The following is a 16,564-nucleotide window of genomic DNA, read 5'->3' on the forward strand; positions in this document are numbered from 1 at the left end:
GTCACAGACCCGGCGCGCCCCACACCGGGAACCAGCGGCTCAGATCGTCCTCGATCCGCAGGTCGTCGGCGAGCAACGCCCGTGCTTGCAACTCCAGTTCGTGATCGCGTCGCTCCTGGGCGCCCTCGACGGGCGCGAAGGGGTAGAAGGTGCCGCGTTTGTAGAGGTAGACGAGGGCGAGCGGGCGGCCGCGCCCGTCCCGGAAGCCCAGCAGCGAGCAGAGCAGCTGGGGCCCGAACCCGGCGTCCTCCAGCAGCGTGTTCACCGCGTGCAGGTCGTTGACCAGGGCCGGGACATCGTCGGGCGGCTCCTGGGCGAGCAGCCAGGTGTACCCGTAGGAGTCCCGCAGGAACTCGACGGGCGTCCCGCCGCGCGCGGTGTCCGCGTCGAGCAGCCGCCGGACGTCCTCGCGCAGCGCGTCGAAAGCCCCGCCCTCCACGCTGGCGAAGCAGACCGAACCGCGCCCGGTCGGCTCCAGCCCGGCACCGGCCCGGAGCGTCAGGGCGGCGGACGGCAGGGCGAAGAGGCGGTCGAGATCGGGGCGGACGGGCTTGGTGCGTCCGAGGATCACGTCCAGGAAGCCCATGGGTCGCCGTCACCCCGCCCGTCCGAGGGCCGCCGCGATCCTGCCGAGCTGGTCCAGCCGCCGTTCCAGCGGGGGGTGCGAGGAGAGCAGGCCGCTCAGGGTCTCGCGGGAGAGGGCCGGGGCGAACCAGAAGGCGTTGAACGGCTCCGCCTGCCGCAGGTCGCGGGTCGGGATCCGGGCGAGCTGCCCGGTGACCTTGGTGAGCGCGGACGCGAGCGCCGACGGCCGGCCGGTCAGCAGGGCGGCGGCCCGGTCGGCGGACAGCTCCCGGTAGCGCGACAGCATCCGGGTGAGCAGGAGGCTCACGGCGTAGACGACGGCGCTGACCAGCGGGACGACCACCATCAGGAGGGCCGTGTTGGCGTCCCGTCCGCCCACCCTGCGCAGGCCGCCCCACAGGCCGACGCGGGTGATGATCCCGGCCAGGACGCCCAGGAAGGAGGCGATGGTCATCACCGCGACGTCGCGGTGCGCGACATGGCTCAGCTCGTGCGCCAGGACGCCCTCCAGCTCCTCGGGCTCCAGCCGGCGCAGCAGCCCGGTCGTGGCGCAGACCAGGGCGTTGTTGCGGTTGCGGCCGGTGGCGAAGGCGTTGGGCACGTCGGTGTCGGCGACGGCCACGCGCGGCTTGGGCATGTCCGCCAGGGCGCACAGCCGGTCGACCGCGCCGTGCAGCTCGGGGGCCTCGCGCGGGGTCACCTCGCGCGCCCCCATCCCGAACTCGGCGATCCGGTCGCTGAACCAGAACTGGGCCACGAACAGCCCACCGGCCAGCACCAGCACGATCGGCCACGCCCCGCGCAGCAGCACGACGAGCACGCCGACGAACACCACGTACAGCAGCCCGATGAAGAACATCGTGCCCACCATGCGGGTGGTCAGCCCGCGGTCGGGGGCGAATCGTGTGGCTCGCGTCGTCTTCCGCACGGCGGCCTCCCAGTCTCGCACCGGCGCCCGGGAGGGGCTCCTCCGTCACGTCGGCGCGCACGGTCACACGGACAGCCGCGCCGACGCCTCCGTCACGCCGGAAAAGGCCCTTCTGTCACGATTCTCCCTCGCGCTTCGCCTCTTGCGCTCATCCGGTCGCCTCGCCCATTCCGCTCGCCCGGACTCACAGCCCGATGATCCGGACCCGGTCGCCGCACAGCCGTGTCATGTCGTCGACGTCGGAGGTCAGCAGGGCCACCGGACCGGGCTGGCGCAGGGCCACCTCGGCGACGGTCGCGCCGATCGCGTACTTGTGGCCGTGCGGCCCCGCGGCTTTCAGCAGTTCCGCGGACGCCCGCGCCGCACTCTCGGTCACCGGCTCGACCTTGACGCGGGACAGCATCCAGCGCAGCCGGGACATGTTCACCCGCGCGTGACTGACTTCCACGATGGTGTTGGCCCCGATGACGAAATCGGCGCCCATGGCGTGGAACACCTGGAACATCGCCAGGAGCTTCCGGTCCTGCGCGATCCAGCCGGAGACCCCCTGGGAGTCCAGGACAACGGTCTCGACGTGCTCTTTCACGCCGCGCTCGCCGGCCCGTCGGCGTCCGCCGCCCCGAAGATCCGGGAACGGGCCTCCGCCAGTTCCTCCTCCGTGAAAGCCCCGTGTTCCTCCTGGTGACGCAGCAGGTCGGCGCCGAGGAGCCGGTGCCTGAGCTGACGGGCCACCGCCTCGGCGACATAACCGGAGACGTTGTCGGTGATCTTCCTCAGCTCGGCGACCTGCTCGGTCGGCAGCGTCACCGTGATGCGCGTCGTGTCCGCCATACGGCGAGCATACTGCGATATGCACACCCCCCGTCCAAGGCCGGTGCTCAGCCGAGCTGCGCCGGCCCCTCGGTCGCGATGCGCTCGAAGACGGCCTGGTCAGCGGCGAAGTCGGAGTCGGGGACCGGCCAGTGCAGCACGATCTCGGTGAAGCCGGCCTCCCGCTGCCGGCCCGCGAAGTCCACGAAGGCGTCGACCGAGTCGAGCATCGAGGAGCGGTCCGGGGTGAAGCCGGTGAGGAGGATCCTGTCCAGCTCGGCGGGCTTCCGGCCGATCTCCTCGCACGCCGCGCCGAGCTTCGCCGCCTGCGCGCGCAGCGCCGCGTCCGACTGGGCGGGCGTGCCCGTCTCGTACAGCTTCGGGTCACCCGTGGTCACCCACGCCTGCCCGTACCGCGCCGCGAGCCTCAGCCCGCGCGGGCCGGTCGCCGCGACGGCGAAGGGCAGCCGGGGGGACTGCGCGCAGCCGGGGACGTTCCGGGCCTCGACGGCCGAGTAGAAGGCGCCCTCGTGGGTGACGGCGCCCTCGGTGAGCAGGCGGTCGAGCAGCGGTACGAACTCGGCGAACCGGTCCGCCCGCTCGTTCGGCGTCCACGCCTCCTGCCCGAGCGCGGTCGCGTCGAAGCCGTTGCCGCCCGCGCCGATGCCCAGGGTGATCCGGCCGCCGGAGACGTCGTCGAGGGAGATCAGCTCCTTGGCGAGCGTCACCGGGTGGCGGAAGTTCGGGGAGGTCACGAGGGTGCCCAGGCGGAGCCGCTCGGTCGCCGTGGCGGCGGCGGTGAGGGTGGGCAGGGCGCCGAACCACGGGCCGTCGCGGAAGGTGCGCCACGAGAGGTGGTCGTAGGTGTACGCCGTGTGGAAGCCGAGCTCCTCGGCGCGCTGCCACTTCGCGCGCCCGCCCTGGTGCCAGCGGTCGACGGGGAGGATCACGGTGCTCAGGCGCAGACTCATGCTTCGGAGCCTACGTCTCGCCTCCCTGGTCAGACCACGTCTCTCTGGTTGATACAGGCCACATGCGCACCACAGCCCCCGGGGCCCTGGCTCAAAAGCGCGCCGCCGCGCACACCCGTGCGCCGCGAAGCGTCCGGTATCCGACAATGGGAACCGTGACTTCAGCTACCGAGCAGCCCGAGACCCCGGCCGCCGGCCGGACCGCCCCGATACCCCGGCTGATCGCCACCGATCTCGACGGCACCCTGCTGCGGGACGACAAGACGGTGTCCGAGCGGACCGTGGCCGCGCTGGCCGCCGCCGAGGCGGCCGGGATCGAGGTCTTCTTCGTCACCGGCCGCCCGGCACGCTGGATGGACGTCGCGAGCGCGCATGTGCACGGCCACGGCCTGGCGATCTGCGCGAACGGCGCCGCCGTCGTGGACCTCCGGGGCGGCGGGCGGTTCGTCGAGGTCAGACCGCTGGAACGGGCGGACGCCCTGGCCGTCGTGGAGCGGGTGCGCGCCGCCGTGCCCGGCACCTCGTTCGCCGTCGAGTCCACCACGGGCTTCCACTACGAGCCGGAGTACCCGCCGTACCAGCTCGACCCGGACGCGACGGTCGGACCGGCGGAGGAGTTCCTGGCCGGGGACGCCGTCCCGCGTGCGGACGGGGAACCCCGCGGGCCCATCCTCAAGCTGCTCGCCCACCACCCGGAGCTCGCCCCCGACGCGTTCCTCGCCCTGGCCCGCACCGCGGCCGGCGAACACGGCTCGATCACCCGGTCCAGCCCCACCGCGCTGCTGGAGGTCAGCGGCCTCGGCGTCAGCAAGGCCAGCACCCTCGCCGGCTACTGCGCGGACCACGGCATCACACCCGAGGAAGTGGTGGCCTTCGGCGACATGCCCAACGACCTGGAGATGCTCGGCTGGGCCGGCACCTCCTACGCCATGGCCAACGCCCACCCCGAGGTCCTGGCCGCCACGACGCACCGGACCGCCGCCAACAACGAGGACGGAGTGGCGGCGGTGATCGAGCGGATCGTGCGGGTGGCGTGCCGCTGAGCGCCGTACTCGGCGCTCAGCGGTCAGTGCGTGCCGGTCAGTGCGTGCCGGTCAGTGCCTGCCGGTTCAGTGCCTGCCGGTCAGTACCAGATGGTGTGCTTCCAGATGATGTCGCGGGCCGTCGCGCCCGTGTCCAGGCCGTAGGCCGGCCGGTCGGTGACGAAGTACTCGCGGAAGCTGGACTGCGTGTCCCGGGACATCATGGTGTTGCTCTTCGTCCAGCCGCCGTCCACCTGGGACCACAGGTCGACCAGCGTGGTCGCGACGCGCGCCTCGCAGGCGTCGCCCGCGTCGATGCCGCGGGTGGAGCGGTCGTTGGCGAGGTCCAGCGACGCGCCGTTGCCCCAGTAATAGGTGGTGTCGCCGAAGGTGTGGAACGCCACCGCGTTGGCGTAGCCCTCGGTCCAGGCGCAGCTGGTGGAGGAGGTGCGGTCGACGTAGTGGGGCGAGCAGTTGCTCACCCGCGGCCACCAGCCCCGGTAGAGCTTGCCCTGGAGGGCGTGGCCCGCCTCGTGGACAGTGGTGTGCTCGGAGTCCGGGTCGTTGTCCGCGAGGTGGATCTTGTCCTCGCCGCCGTTCCAGTACGTGCCGTCGGTGGAGCCGGGGTACCACTGAACGGTGATCGGGGAGCAGCGGCCGCCCTGCTCACTGGAGGCCCAGCAGTCGGTCGTGGAACCGCGGTTCCACCAGAGCTTGTTGAGCGTGTCCAGGACGTGCCACGCCCGGCTCTGCCCGGCGTTGGCGTACACGGTGCCAAGGCTGGTGCTGCCCGAGATGTTGTTCAGCGCGTACGAAGAGGTCGCGTAGAGACCGCCGTTGGCGTCCACGACCGACCACATCCGACCGGCCTGCGTCCGGAACTCCACCCAGGCGGCCGAGGTGACGGAGGTGCTCGGGGTGTAGCAGAGGTTGAACTTGCCGTCGCCGTTGCCGGTCATCCCCGTGGCCAGCTGGCGCGTGGCGCCGCCGGCGGTCGGCTTGCCCCACAGGATGACGTTGGCGTTGCTGACCGGCTCGTCCCGGTTGGCCTTGGCGTTCCAGCTGCCGCCCTCGGCGGACTGGAAGCGGTTCCGGAAGGTGCCGCCGACGCAGACCTGGGCCCGCGCGGACGGGGTGGGGGCGGCCGAGGAACGGGCGGGAGCGGGGGACTTCGGGGCGGCCTGGCGCGGCTTGCGGGTACCGGCCCCGGGACTGGTGACCTTGGCCGCGCGCCCCTTGGAGACCGTGACGCCCTTGCCGGTGGAGCCCTTGGCGGCGCCGACGGTCAGCTCGACCGAGTCGTGTCCGGAGCGGCGCGGGTCCGGATGGTCGATGTCGCTGATGTCCGCCTGGATCTGGGCGGGTCCGGCGGCGACGGCCTTGACCTTGAGCTTCACGGTGCGGGTGCCGGGGGCCAGGGCGAGCTTCCGGCCGGTGCGCTGGCCGAAGGCGTCCGCGGTGGGGGTGGCGAGACCGGCATCCTTGTCGGATATTCGCAGGCCGGGCGGTAGTTGGACGGACAGCCCGGCGTTCTTGACGCTCGTCTGCGCCGTGACGTCCACGGTGAGGGTGGCCTGCTCGCCGACGGCCGGCAGGTGGTCGAGGGCGGCCGTCACGCCGAGGCAACTGAACGGTGTCTCCGCGCGGTTGTCCGCGGAGCGGATGGTGCAGGTGCCGCTGGGGGCGGCGGCCGAGCGGGCCTCGGTACGCGCGGCATCCGAGGCGAACGCGGACGGTACGACGGCGGCGGCCACCAGGCAAGCGCCGACGCCTGCCAGAGCGGTCAGCGGGACGGGTCTCAGGACACGTCTCTTGGCCCGTTTTCCGGACATGAGCAAACCTTTCCGCGGCGTGCGCTGTCCGGTTCCGGCCGATCGGTTCCGGGCCACGCGAGCGCCGCTGTGGGGGAGTTGCGCACTGCCCCCCGGGGTGCGGGCGTGGTCGTCCGACGAGGGGACCACTGGCCAAAGCAGCACTCTGGGTGACAGCGGTCGGAACCATACACCATGGTCTGAGCATGGCAATGTGATAAGCGGAGGTTGATTTTCGGCCCCAATCAGGGCCGTGAGCAGGTAGTTTGACGTTGCGTCGGGTGACTTGCGCCGACGAATGCACATCGCGGGACATCGCCCGCACCACGGGGTCTGACTACGGTTGGTGACTGCCGGTCTACGGGTGGGGCGGTGCCGCCTTCGGCGGAGGGATGCCCCGGTCCCTCCCTTTCACCGTTTCTTGCGGGGGCCAGCCCCCGCACCCCCGAAGCGCGCTGCGCGCGCTGTCCTCAAACGCCGGACAGGCTGAATATCAGCCTGTCCGGCGTTTGAGGACGAGCGGCGAAGCCGCGAAAAGCGGGGTCTGGGGCGCAGCCCCAGGAAACGGCGAATGGGGGCTCCCCCTCTGGGGGAGGGACCGGGGCACCCTCAGACCCCGACCCCCCGCCGCCGCAACCACTCCACCGGATCCACCGCGGACCCGAACTCCGGCGTCGTCCGCACCTCGAAGTGCAGGTGGGGCCCGGTGGAGTTGCCCGTCGTCCCCGACAGCCCGATCCACTCCCCCGGCCGCACCCGCCGCCCCGGCGCCACGAACGGCGCGGCCAGGTGCGCGTACTGCGAGTACCAGCCCCCCGGGTGCCGGATGACCATGCTGATGCCGAAAGCGCCGCCGCAGCCGGCGGACACCACCGTGCCCGGCCCGACCGAGCGCACGGGTGTGCCGGTGGGCACGGCGAAGTCCTGGCCGGTGTGCGTTCCCGACCAGTTCGCGCCGGAGCCGCCGTAGCCGGCGGAGAGCCGGTAGCCGAGTACCGGGCGCGTCCAGCCGTGGCGGGAGGGGTCGCCGTCCGGCCGTTCGCCGTCGTCCGGTTCGAGCGCGTCGCGGTCGGCCGTCCGGCAGCGGCCTTCGGCGACCTCAGCGGCGGCGAGCGCGTCGAGCCGGCCGCGGGCCTCGGTCAGCCGGTCGGCCATGGCGTCGAGGGTGGTCCGCATGTGGGCGGCGTCCCGGTCCAGCGCCTGCCAGGCCAGCGCCGTCTCCCGCGCCTCGGCGGCGAGGGCCCGGCTGCGGTCGTCGGTCTCGCCGAGCCGCCGGGCGAGCCATTCGCGGCGTCCGGTGTCGTCCTCCTGGACGGAGAGCAGTTCCAGCGGGTCGTCCAGCAGCCGGGTGCTCTCCCGTGCGGTGAAACCGCCGGTGCGGTACTGCGCCCGGGCGGCGGCGCCCGCGTCCTCCCGCAGCACCCCGGAGACGAACCGGAGGCCGTTCAGCCGTTCCGCGAGCCGGTCCACCTCCCGCCGCCGCTCCCGCGCGGCCGGCTCCGTGCGCTCGTAACGCTCCCTGACCCGGGCTTCCTCCCTGGTCAGCCGGTACACGTCCGAAGTGGCGCGGGCGAGCCGGCCCGGGGCCGCGTAGGAGTCGGGCGGCCGGGAGCCGAGCACGGGCGACACCGTGACGGCCAGCGCGCAGAGGATCAGGCAGCCGTCACGGCGGAGCCGGCGCCCGGCGCGGCGCGGGCGCGGCCGTCCGCCGTCGCCACCGCGGATGCCGAACGGCTGCCGGCCGCCGCCGGTATGGGAACGCTGAAGTCGCCGCATGGACGCGATCGTGACCCGGGATCCGGTACCTCCGCTTCCGCAGGGGGACCGTTCAGGCGACGCCCGGACGGACCCGGGGATCCCGTACGGCGGACACCGCGGACCCCACTCGCCGCCCCCTCAAAACGGGCCCCACCCCACCGCCCCCTCCCTAAAGCGGCGCCTCCCACACCACCCGCGTCCCCCCGCCCGCCTCCCCCAGCCCCGGCCCGCACACGCACGAGCCCCCCAGTGACTCCGCCCGCTTGGCGAGGTTGCGCAGGCCGCTGCGCCGGCCGCCCTTCGGGAGGCCGATGCCGTCGTCGGCGACGGTGAGGCGGACGGCGTCGCGGCCGTCCGGCAGCCGGGCCGTCACGTCGACGACGACCTCGATCCGCGAGGCGTGCGCGTGCCGGAAGGCGTTGGACAGCGCTTCCCGCAGCGCGGCGATGAGGTTCTTGCCCGTACCCTCGCCGACCAGCGCGTCCACCGGGCCGACGAAGTTCACGGACGGCTGGAAGCCCAGCGGGACGGCGGCCGTGCCGATCTCCCGCAGGACGCGGGTCCGCAGCCCGGCGGGCGCCTCGGCCGGGCCCTGCTGGAGGGCGAAGATCGCCGTCCGGATCTCCTGAATGGTCCGGTCCAGTTCGTCCACGGCCTGCCCCACGGTCGTCCGCACCTCCGGCACCACGGCCCTGCGCTGCGCGCTCTCCAGCAGCAGGCCGGTGGCGAACAGCCGCTGGATGACGAGGTCGTGCAGGTCGCGGGCGATCCGGTCGCGGTCCTCGTAGACCGCGAGCCGCTCCCGGTCGCGCTGTGCCTCGGCCAGGACGAGCGCGAGCGCGGCCTGGGCGGCGAACTGGGCGGCCAGGGTGCGTTCGGTGGCCGTGTACCGCCGGGCGCCCCGGCGGCGCGGGATGGCCAGGGTGCCGAGCACCCGCCCGCCGCTGCGCAGCGGCAGCAGCATGCTCGGGCCGAAGCGCGGCGCCACCGCCGTGATCATGCGGGGGTCGGTGGCGGAGTCGTCGATGAACACCGGTTCCCCGGCGAGGAGCTGGGACACCACAGGGCTATGCGGCGGCATCACCGTCCCCATCAGCCCCGTCGGATCGTCGGCGGAGACGACCACTATCTCCAGCCCGCCCTCGCCGTCGGGCAGCAGCACGATCCCCGCGTCCGCCTCCGCGAGCCGGCGGGCCTGTTCGGCGACGACGGCGAGGGCGTCCTCGGCGTCGCCGCCGGAGAGCAGCGCGGTGGTGACGGCGACCGAGCCGTCGATCCAGCGCATCCGCTGCCGGCCCTGTTCGTACACCCGCGCGTTCCCGATCGCGATGCCCGCCTCCGTGGCGAGGATCTTCACCATGTGCAGGTCGGCGACGCCGAACGCGCCGCCGCCGAGCTTCCCGGCCAGGTAGAGGTTGCCGAACACCTCGCCCTGCACCCGGATCGGGACGGCGAGGACGTCGCCCGGCACACCCTCCGGAACGCCTTCCGCCGTACGACGGCCCGCGTGGCGCAGCAGGGCGTCGAGCACCTCGCGGTCGGCGGAGGGTTCGCCGCCGCGAACGTCCTGATCGGCGGTGTCCGCGTCGGGGACGCCGTAGGTGACGAAGTCGGCCAGGCCCTCGCCGGACGGGTCGGCCGCGCCGTTGACGGCGATGGCCGCGTAACGGGCGCCGGCGAGTTCGGCGGCCGTCCGGGCGATCCGGTCGAGGGTGGAGTGCAGCTCCAGGCCCGTGCCCACCGACCGCATGGCCTCCAGCAGCTGCGGGACCCGGCCGGTGAGCTCGGTGGACATGCCCTGGAGGCCGCGGGTGGCCTCCGTGGCGACGGCCACCGGGTCCATCGGCCCGAAGGGCGGGGCCGGGGGCGGGGTGGGCGTCGGGGTGCCGAGGGGTTCCTCGGTGGCGGGGTCCTCGGCGGGACCCCCGGCAAGGTCCTCGATGGGGTCCTCGGCGGAATCCTCGGTGGCGGGCATAGGCAGAGCCTAATAAGTACCTTTTGCCAGAGAAAGCGGCGGATGCACCATGTCGTGCTCGGCCCGTTCCCGCTCCAGCATCGAACGGAACGTTCCGTCCGCCTCCGCCAGTTCCCGGTACCCGCCCCGCTCCACGATCCGGCCGCCGTCCAGGACGATCACCTCGTCCACCGCCTCCAGCCCCGCCAGCCGGTGTGTGATCAGCACCGTGGTCCGGCCCTCCGTCGCCGCCAGCAGGTCCGCGGTGAGCGCGTCGGCCGTCTCCAGATCGAGGTGCTCGGCCGGCTCGTCCAGTACCAGCACGGGGAAGTCGGCGAGCAGCGCCCGGGCCAGCGCCAGCCGCTGCCGCTGTCCGCCGGAGAGCCGGGCACCGTGCTCGCCGACCGGCGTGTCGAGCCCCTGAGGCAGGGAGTCCACCCACTCCAGCAGGCGCGCGTCGGCCAGCGCCCGGCGCAGGTGTGCGTCGCTCGCGCCGGGGCGCGCGAGGCGCAGATTCTCGCGGAGGGAGCTGTCGAAGAGGTGCGCGTCCTGGGCGCACAACCCCACCAGCCGCCGCACCCCGTCGCCGTCCATCCGCGACGCGTCCCGGCCCGCGAGGGTGTACGTGCCGCCGTCGGTGTCCAGGAAGCGCAGCAGCACCTGGGCGAGCGTCGTCTTGCCCGCCCCCGACCGGCCGACGACGGCCACCCGCCGCCCGGCGGTCAGCTCCAGGTCGACGCCCCGCAGCGCGGGGGCGGCGCTGCCGGGGTACGCCGCGGTGAGCCCGGTCAGCCGCAGCGGGAAGGGGGACGGAGGGGCCGGTTCCGTACCGTCCCGTACGGGTTCCGGCGCGTCCAGCACCTCGTACACCCGCTCCGCCGACCGGCGGACGCGCTGCCGGTGCTGTACGGCGAGCGGCAGCCCCGTCACCGCCTCGAACGCGGCGAGCGGCAGCAACACGACGACGGCCAGCCGGACGCCGTCCAGCCGCCCGTCGTGCACGGCCGCGACACCCGCCCAGGCCGCGCCCGCCACGGTGAGGCCGCAGGCCAGGGCCGTCAGGCCGGCGCCGAGCGCGGTGGCGGCGGAGGCCCGGCGGGCGATGCCCGTGAGGACGCCGTCCGCCCGGCGCAGCCGCGCCAGCCGGGCGGGCAGGGCGCCCGCGACCGTCAGTTCGGCCGTACCGGCCAGCAGGTCGACCACGTGCGCGGACAGCTCTCCGCGCGCCGGCGCCAGCCGCCGCTCCGCGCGGCGCGCCACGGCGGCCGACAGCAGCGGCACGGCGGCCCCCGCGGTCAGCAGGCCGACGGCGAGCACCGCGCCCGCCTCCGGCAGCAGCCAGGCGGTGAGGCCCACGGAGGCCGCTCCGACGAGGACGGCCGAGCCGAGGGGCAGCAGCCAGCGCAGGAAGTAGTCCTGGAGCGCGTCCACGTCGGAGACCAGCCGGGACAGCAGATCGCCGCGGCGGACGTCCCGCAGCCCGGCGGGGGCCAGCCGCTCCAGCCGCCGGTAGACGGAGACCCGCAGGCCGGCGAGGGCGCGCAGCACGGCGTCGTGCGAGACCAGGCGCTCCGCGTAGCGGAAGACGGAACGGCCGATGCCGAAGGTGCGGGTCGCGGTGACGGCGACCATCAGGTAGAGGACGGGCGGCTGTTGGGAGGCGCGCGAGATCAGCCAGCCGGAGACCGCCATCAGGCCGGTCGCGCTGCCGAGGGCCAGGCTGCCGAGGAGCAGGGCGAGGAGGAAGCGGGACCGGAAAGGGCGGCCTTCGGCGCGGACTCGGGCGAGGGGGGAGGGGGTTGAGGCGCCGGCCGGGGTGGGGGCCGAGGGCTGGGGCGGGGACGCGGTAGGGGCTGCGGCAGCGGAGGTGGCGGTCCGAAGCGGGAGCGGGAGCGGGAGCGGGAGCGGGAGCGGAGAAACGTTCTCGGCCGGCTCCTCGCGGACGGTCGAGCCCTCGCGGATGGTCGAGCCGTTGCAGACGGCCGACCCCTCGCGGAGGGTCGAACCGTCGTAGACAGCCGAGCCCTCGTGAACGGCCGATCCCCTCTGCGCCACCGAGCCCTCCCGCCCGACGCGCCTCGCGACCTCCCCCTCCGCGTCGTCGCGCTCCGCGCCATCGCGTTCCAGCCGCACCACCCGGTCCGCCACCGCCAGCAGCGCGGGCCGGTGGACGACCAGGAGCACGGTCCGGCCGGTGGCGAGGCGGCGGACGGCCTCGACGACGGCCGCCTCCGTCTCGCCGTCGAGGTTGGCGGTCGGCTCGTCGAGGAGCAGGACGGGCCGGTCGGCGAGGAACGCCCGTGCCAGCGCGAGGCGTTGGCGCTGACCGGCCGACAGACCGGCACCGTCCTCACCGAGGCGAGTGTCAGTGCCGTGGTGCAGCATGGAGACGAAGTCGAGGGCACCGGCCGCACGGAGTGCTTCGCGCACCTGTGCGTCGGTGGCGTCCGGCCGCGCCAGCCGGACGTTCTCGGCGACCGTGCCGGCGAAGAGATGAGGCCGTTGCGGGACCCAGGCCACCTGGTCCCGCCAGCTTTCGGGGGAGAGCGATGACAGATCCGTACCGCCGACCGACACCCGCCCGCTCGTGGGGCGCGCGAAGCCGAGGAGCACGTTCAGCAGAGTCGACTTGCCGACGCCGCTGGGGCCCGTCAGGGCCACCGTCTCCCCGGGCCGCACCTCGAACGAGGTCTCGGCCAGGGAGGGCCGTTCCCGGCCGGGGTGCCGGACCACCAGCCGGTCGACGGTGAGCACGGCGCCGCGGGCGTCGGGCGCCGGGCGGGTGCCCGCCGCGGGCGGCGCGGTCTCCAGGACGGCGAAGACCCGGTCCGCGGCGGCCAGGCCCTCCGCCGCCGCGTGGTAGTGGGTGCCCACCTGGCGCAGCGGGAGGTACGCCTCGGGGGCGAGGACGAGCACCAACAGACCGGTGTAGAGGTCGAGTTCGCCGTGGACGAGCCGCATGCCGATCCCGACCGCGACGAGGGCGACCGAGAGGGTGGACAGCAGTTCCAGGGCGAAGGAGGAGAGGAAGGCGATACGCAGGGTGCGCAGCGTCGCGCGCCGGTAGTCGGAGGTGATCGCGCGGATCGACGCGGCCTGGGCCTTGGCCCGGCCGAAGACCTTGAGGGTGGGGAGCCCGGCGACGACGTCGAGGAAGTGTCCGGAGAGCCGTTCCAGCAGGCGCCACTGGCGGTCCATCCGGGACTGGGTGACCCAGCCGATGAGGACCATGAACAGCGGGACGAGGGGGAGGGTGAGGACGATGATCAGGGCCGAGAGCCAGTCGGCGCCCGCGATACGGGCGACGACGGCGACGGGCACCACGGCCGCGAGGCCGAGCTGGGGGAGGTAGCGGGCGAAGTAGTCGTCCAGCGCGTCGACGCCCCGGGTGGCCAGGGTGGTCAGCTCGCCGGTGTGCACCGCGCCGGGGCCGAGCCGGGCGGCGTGGCCGAGCAGCCGGGTGCGCAGCCGGGACTTGACGGCGGCGCTGGCGCGGTGCGCGGCGAGCTCGGTGAGCCAGGCGACCAGGGCCCGGCCGGCCGCGGTGGCGGCCAGCAGGGCGAGGGGTACGGCCAGGTCACCGGGCGAGCGGCCGTGCCGGAAGGCTCCCGTGACGGTGTCCGCGATCAGCATGGCCTGGGCGATGACCAGGCCGGCCCCGACGAGTCCGAGCAGCACGGAGGCGGCCAGGAAGCGGCGGGTCGCGGACGCGTGGCGGAGGAGGCGGGGGTCGACGGGCTTCATGGGCTGCCGGTCCTCTGGTGCTCTAGTGCGCCGCGGGGATGTGCTGGGTGCCGATCCGCTTGCGGAACACCCAGTACGTCCACGCCTGGTAGGCCACGACCACGGGCGTCATGAAGCCCGCGACCCAGGTGATGATCTTCAACGTGTAGGGGCTGGAGGCGGCGTTGGTGACGGTGAGGCTCCACCGGGCGTCGGTGGAGGAGGGCATGACGTCCGGGAAGAGGGCGAGGAAGATCATGGCGAAGGCGGCCACGACGGTCAGGCCGGACAGGGCGAACGCCCAGCCCTCCCGGCCGAGCCGGTTCATCACCAGCGCGGCGGCCAGGGCCGCCACGGCCACGACGAGCGCGGGCAGGCTGCGACCGTTGCCCGACTCGGCCTGGGTCCAGGCCAGGAAGGCCACCGCGAGGGCGCCCGCGGCCAGGCCGGAGACCCCGGCGAAGGTCCGCGCCCGGTGCCGGATGTCGCCGACGGTCTTCAGCGCGGCGAACAGCGCCCCGTGGAAGGTGAAGAGGACGAGGGTGAAGAGGCCGCCGAGCAGGGCGTAAGGGCTCAGCAGGTCGAGCAGGCCGCCCGAGTAGTTCTTGTCGGGCCCGATCGGCACACCGCGCACGATGTTGGCGAAGGCGACGCCCCAGAGGAAGGCGGGGATCAACGAGCACCAGAAGATGGCGTGTTCCCAGTTGCGCTGCCAGCGCTCACCGGTGCGCTTGTGGCGGTACTCGAAGGCGACGCCGCGCACGATCAGGCAGACCAGGACGGCGAGCAGCGGCAGGTAGAAGCCGCTGAAGAGGGTGGCGTACCAGTCGGGGAAGGCCGCGAAGGTGGCACCCGCCGCGGTGATCAGCCACACCTCGTTGGCGTCCCAGACGGGACCGATGGTGTTGATCAGGACGCGCCGCTCGGTGCGGTCCCTGGCCAGCGCCTTGGTGAGCACGCCGATGCCGAAGTCGAAGCCTTCGAGGAAGAAGTAGCCGATCCACAGGACGGCGATCAGCAGGAACCAGAAGTCGTGGAGGTGCATGGTCGGTTCTCCGTTCTCCGCCGGCCGCGTCAGTAGGCGAAGGTCATCGGCTTGTCGGCTTCCTCGGCGGCCTCGGCCGCCGCCGCGGACCCGCCCGCGCCGGGACCGCCGGGGCCACCGGGCCCGCCGGACGGGAACCGCAGCCGGGGGTCCTTGGCCGGGGGCTTCTCGTCCGTGTCGGGCCCGGCCTTGGCGTACTTGGTGAGGAGCTTGACCTCGACCACGGCGAGCACCGCGTACAGCGCGGTGAAGACCAGCACGGAGGTGAGCACCTCGCCCTGGCCCACGCCCGGCGACACCGCGTCGCCGGTCTTCATCAGGCCGTAGACCGCCCAGGGCTGGCGGCCCATCTCGGTGAAGATCCAGCCGAAGGAGTTGGCGATCAGCGGGAAGCCCATGGTGAGGATGCCGATCCGCCAGGACCACTTGGTGAGGAAGGGGTTCATCTCACGGCGCTTGGTGAGCATCAGCCGCGGGATCTCGTCCTCGCCGGAGCGGTACTCGGGGGCCACCCAGAACTTCTTACGCGTGGTCCAGAGCCCGACGAGACCGGCGGCGAAGGACGTCATCCCGAACCCGATCATGAGGCGGAAGCCCCAGAACGTCATGAAGATGCTGGGGATGTAGTCGTCCGGACTGCCGCCGTAGAGCGCCGCCTCCTTGGCGGCGGTGTCCTTGACGCCGGGGACGGTCTCGGTGAAGTTGTTGTGGGCGAGGAAGGAGAGCAGACCGGGTATCTCGATCTCAACGCTGTTGTGCCCCTTGGACACGTCGCCGACCGCGAAGACCGAGAAGGGCGCGGGCGACTGGCTCTCCCACAGGGCCTCGGCGGCGGCCATCTTCATCGGCTGCTGCTCGAACATGACCTTGCCCAGCTCGTCACCGCTGATCGCGGTGCCCATGCCGGCGATCACGGCCACGACCAGTCCGACCCGGAGCGAGGCGAGCATCGCGGGCAGCTGCTTCCGCTGCTTCTCGCCCAGCTCCTCGCCCTTGAGCCGCTTGCGCTTGGCGCGCCACAGGTGGAACGAGGAGATGCCGACGATGAAGGCGGCACCGGTGAGGAACGCGGCGGTCAGGGTGTGGAAGACCACCACCAGGGTGGTGTTCTGGGTGAGCACGGCCCAGATGTCGGTGAGCCGCGCCTTCCCGGTCGCCTTGTCGACCGCGTAACCGATCGGGTGCTGCATCCAGGAGTTGGCGGCCAGGATGAAGTACGAGGACAGGACCGTGCCGAGGGCGACGATCCAGATGCAGGCGCAGTGGATCTTCTTGGGCAGCTTGTCCCAGCCGAAGATCCACAGCCCGATGAAGGTGGACTCGAAGAAGAACGCCAGCAGCGCCTCCATCGCGAGCGGCGCCCCGAAGACGTCACCGACGAAGCGGGAGTAGTCCGACCAGTTCATGCCGAACTGGAACTCCTGCACGATGCCGGTGACCACCCCCATCGCGATGTTGATCAGGAAGAGCTTCCCCCAGAACTTGGTGGCGTGGAAGTACTTCTCCTTGCCGGTGCGGACCCAGGCCGTCTCCAGGCCAGCGGTGATCGCCGCGAGGCTGATCGTGAGGGGGACGAAGAGGAAGTGATAGACGGTCGTGATGCCGAACTGCCAGCGCGCCAGCGTCTCCGGCGCCAGAGCCAGGTTCACTCGGTCCCTCCTTGCGTCGTGCGTCGCCGGCACTCCGTGCCGACGCTTCGCCGACGCTCTCCGCCGGCGTTTCGTCCCGCTATGACCGGGTGAAAGGCCTCATAAAGGACGAGCTTGTGAACGCGTTCACATTCACAAGCAATTATGGCGCATGGGATTTTCGGACAAGCAGCGGGGGTACCCCCTTCGGCTCTTGCGATCGGCGCCGGAAGCTCCCACACTGCGGATCTCGCCTCAGCAGCCTCAGGAGCCCCACGGCCCACGGGGGCACGCGAAAGCGCCGCGCGCCCCTCCACAGGGGTACGCGG

The 16,564-nt window shown here is 73.0% G+C and carries 12 protein-coding genes; 1 reads left to right on the forward strand and 11 read right to left on the reverse strand.

What is annotated here, in order from left to right; all coding sequences use genetic code 11:
* Window position 1 precedes the first annotated feature (1 nt).
* The 5 genes from pspAB to K7I03_RS15880 all read right to left on the reverse strand — a co-directional run bounded on the left by pspAB (window position 2) and on the right by K7I03_RS15880 (window position 3,294).
* On the reverse strand, window positions 2-586 hold the full coding sequence (pspAB, locus tag K7I03_RS15860) for a PspA-associated protein PspAB (RefSeq protein WP_185940417.1): 585 nt from the start codon (window positions 584-586) through the stop codon (window positions 2-4).
* A gap of 9 nt (window positions 587-595) precedes the next feature.
* On the reverse strand, window positions 596-1,513 hold the full coding sequence (gene htpX / locus K7I03_RS15865; RefSeq protein WP_224347070.1) for a zinc metalloprotease HtpX: 918 nt from the start codon (window positions 1,511-1,513) through the stop codon (window positions 596-598).
* A gap of 184 nt (window positions 1,514-1,697) precedes the next feature.
* The gene (locus K7I03_RS15870) at window positions 1,698-2,099 is read right to left on the reverse strand and encodes a DNA-binding protein (RefSeq protein ID WP_185940415.1); all 402 of its coding nucleotides are present in this window, start codon (window positions 2,097-2,099) and stop codon (window positions 1,698-1,700) included.
* The gene (locus K7I03_RS15875) at window positions 2,096-2,344 is read right to left on the reverse strand and encodes a hypothetical protein (RefSeq protein ID WP_185940414.1); all 249 of its coding nucleotides are present in this window, start codon (window positions 2,342-2,344) and stop codon (window positions 2,096-2,098) included. Before K7I03_RS15875 ends, K7I03_RS15870 begins: the two co-directional genes overlap by 4 nt.
* Before the next feature lie 47 nt (window positions 2,345-2,391).
* The gene (locus K7I03_RS15880; protein ID WP_185940413.1) at window positions 2,392-3,294 is read right to left on the reverse strand and encodes an LLM class flavin-dependent oxidoreductase; all 903 of its coding nucleotides are present in this window, start codon (window positions 3,292-3,294) and stop codon (window positions 2,392-2,394) included.
* Window positions 3,295-3,440: 146 nt separating this feature from the next.
* On the opposite strand from K7I03_RS15880, the gene K7I03_RS15885 reads away from it, so the two are divergent.
* Entirely contained in the window at window positions 3,441-4,337 is an 897-nt protein-coding gene (locus K7I03_RS15885; RefSeq protein WP_185940412.1) for a Cof-type HAD-IIB family hydrolase, read from the forward strand.
* Window positions 4,338-4,417: 80 nt separating this feature from the next.
* Here the strand turns inward: K7I03_RS15885 and K7I03_RS15890 are convergent, their stop codons facing one another.
* The 6 genes from K7I03_RS15890 to K7I03_RS15915 form a co-directional block, all read right to left on the reverse strand.
* Window positions 4,418-6,148: a mycolysin gene (locus K7I03_RS15890; RefSeq protein WP_185940411.1), complete on the reverse strand. Its 1,731-nt coding sequence runs from the start codon at window positions 6,146-6,148 to the stop codon at window positions 4,418-4,420.
* Between the two features lie 588 nt (window positions 6,149-6,736).
* Window positions 6,737-7,903 carry a M23 family metallopeptidase gene (locus tag K7I03_RS34065; protein ID WP_274390174.1) on the reverse strand — a complete coding sequence of 389 codons (1,167 nt, stop codon included), beginning with the start codon at window positions 7,901-7,903 and terminating at the stop codon, window positions 6,737-6,739.
* A gap of 151 nt (window positions 7,904-8,054) precedes the next feature.
* Window positions 8,055-9,728, reverse strand: coding sequence for a GAF domain-containing sensor histidine kinase (locus tag K7I03_RS15900; protein WP_185940729.1), 1,674 nt, complete (start codon window positions 9,726-9,728; stop codon window positions 8,055-8,057).
* A gap of 141 nt (window positions 9,729-9,869) precedes the next feature.
* Window positions 9,870-13,583 (reverse strand): thiol reductant ABC exporter subunit CydD, encoded by a 3,714-nt coding sequence (gene cydD / locus K7I03_RS15905; protein ID WP_185940410.1) that lies wholly within the window; start codon window positions 13,581-13,583, stop codon window positions 9,870-9,872.
* A 22-nt stretch (window positions 13,584-13,605) separates the two neighbouring features.
* Window positions 13,606-14,607, reverse strand: coding sequence for a cytochrome d ubiquinol oxidase subunit II (cydB, locus tag K7I03_RS15910; RefSeq protein WP_185940409.1), 1,002 nt, complete (start codon window positions 14,605-14,607; stop codon window positions 13,606-13,608).
* Between the two features lie 29 nt (window positions 14,608-14,636).
* A complete protein-coding gene (locus K7I03_RS15915) occupies window positions 14,637-16,256 on the reverse strand; it encodes a cytochrome ubiquinol oxidase subunit I (protein ID WP_185940408.1) in 1,620 nt (539 codons plus the stop codon).
* Window positions 16,257-16,564 lie beyond the last annotated feature (308 nt).

The sequence above is a fragment of the Streptomyces mobaraensis genome, from assembly GCF_020099395.1.
Classification (GTDB): Bacteria; Actinomycetota; Actinomycetes; order Streptomycetales; family Streptomycetaceae; genus Streptomyces.

What these genes read in the sequence shown, in the direction of transcription:
- K7I03_RS34065 (WP_274390174.1), bottom strand. Translation starts at nt 7,903, where the DNA reads ATGCGGCGACTTCAGCGTTCCCATACCGGCGGCGGCCGGCAGCCGTTC.
- pspAB (WP_185940417.1), bottom strand. Translation starts at nt 586, where the DNA reads ATGGGCTTCCTGGACGTGATCCTCGGACGCACCAAGCCCGTCCGCCCC.
- cydB (WP_185940409.1), bottom strand. Translation starts at nt 14,607, where the DNA reads ATGCACCTCCACGACTTCTGGTTCCTGCTGATCGCCGTCCTGTGGATC.
- K7I03_RS15875 (WP_185940414.1), bottom strand. Translation starts at nt 2,344, where the DNA reads ATGGCGGACACGACGCGCATCACGGTGACGCTGCCGACCGAGCAGGTC.
- K7I03_RS15900 (WP_185940729.1), bottom strand. Translation starts at nt 9,728, where the DNA reads ATGGACCCGGTGGCCGTCGCCACGGAGGCCACCCGCGGCCTCCAGGGC.
- K7I03_RS15880 (WP_185940413.1), bottom strand. Translation starts at nt 3,294, where the DNA reads ATGAGTCTGCGCCTGAGCACCGTGATCCTCCCCGTCGACCGCTGGCAC.
- cydD (WP_185940410.1), bottom strand. Translation starts at nt 13,583, where the DNA reads ATGAAGCCCGTCGACCCCCGCCTCCTCCGCCACGCGTCCGCGACCCGC.
- K7I03_RS15890 (WP_185940411.1), bottom strand. Translation starts at nt 6,148, where the DNA reads ATGTCCGGAAAACGGGCCAAGAGACGTGTCCTGAGACCCGTCCCGCTG.
- K7I03_RS15885 (WP_185940412.1), top strand. Translation starts at nt 3,441, where the DNA reads ATGGGAACCGTGACTTCAGCTACCGAGCAGCCCGAGACCCCGGCCGCC.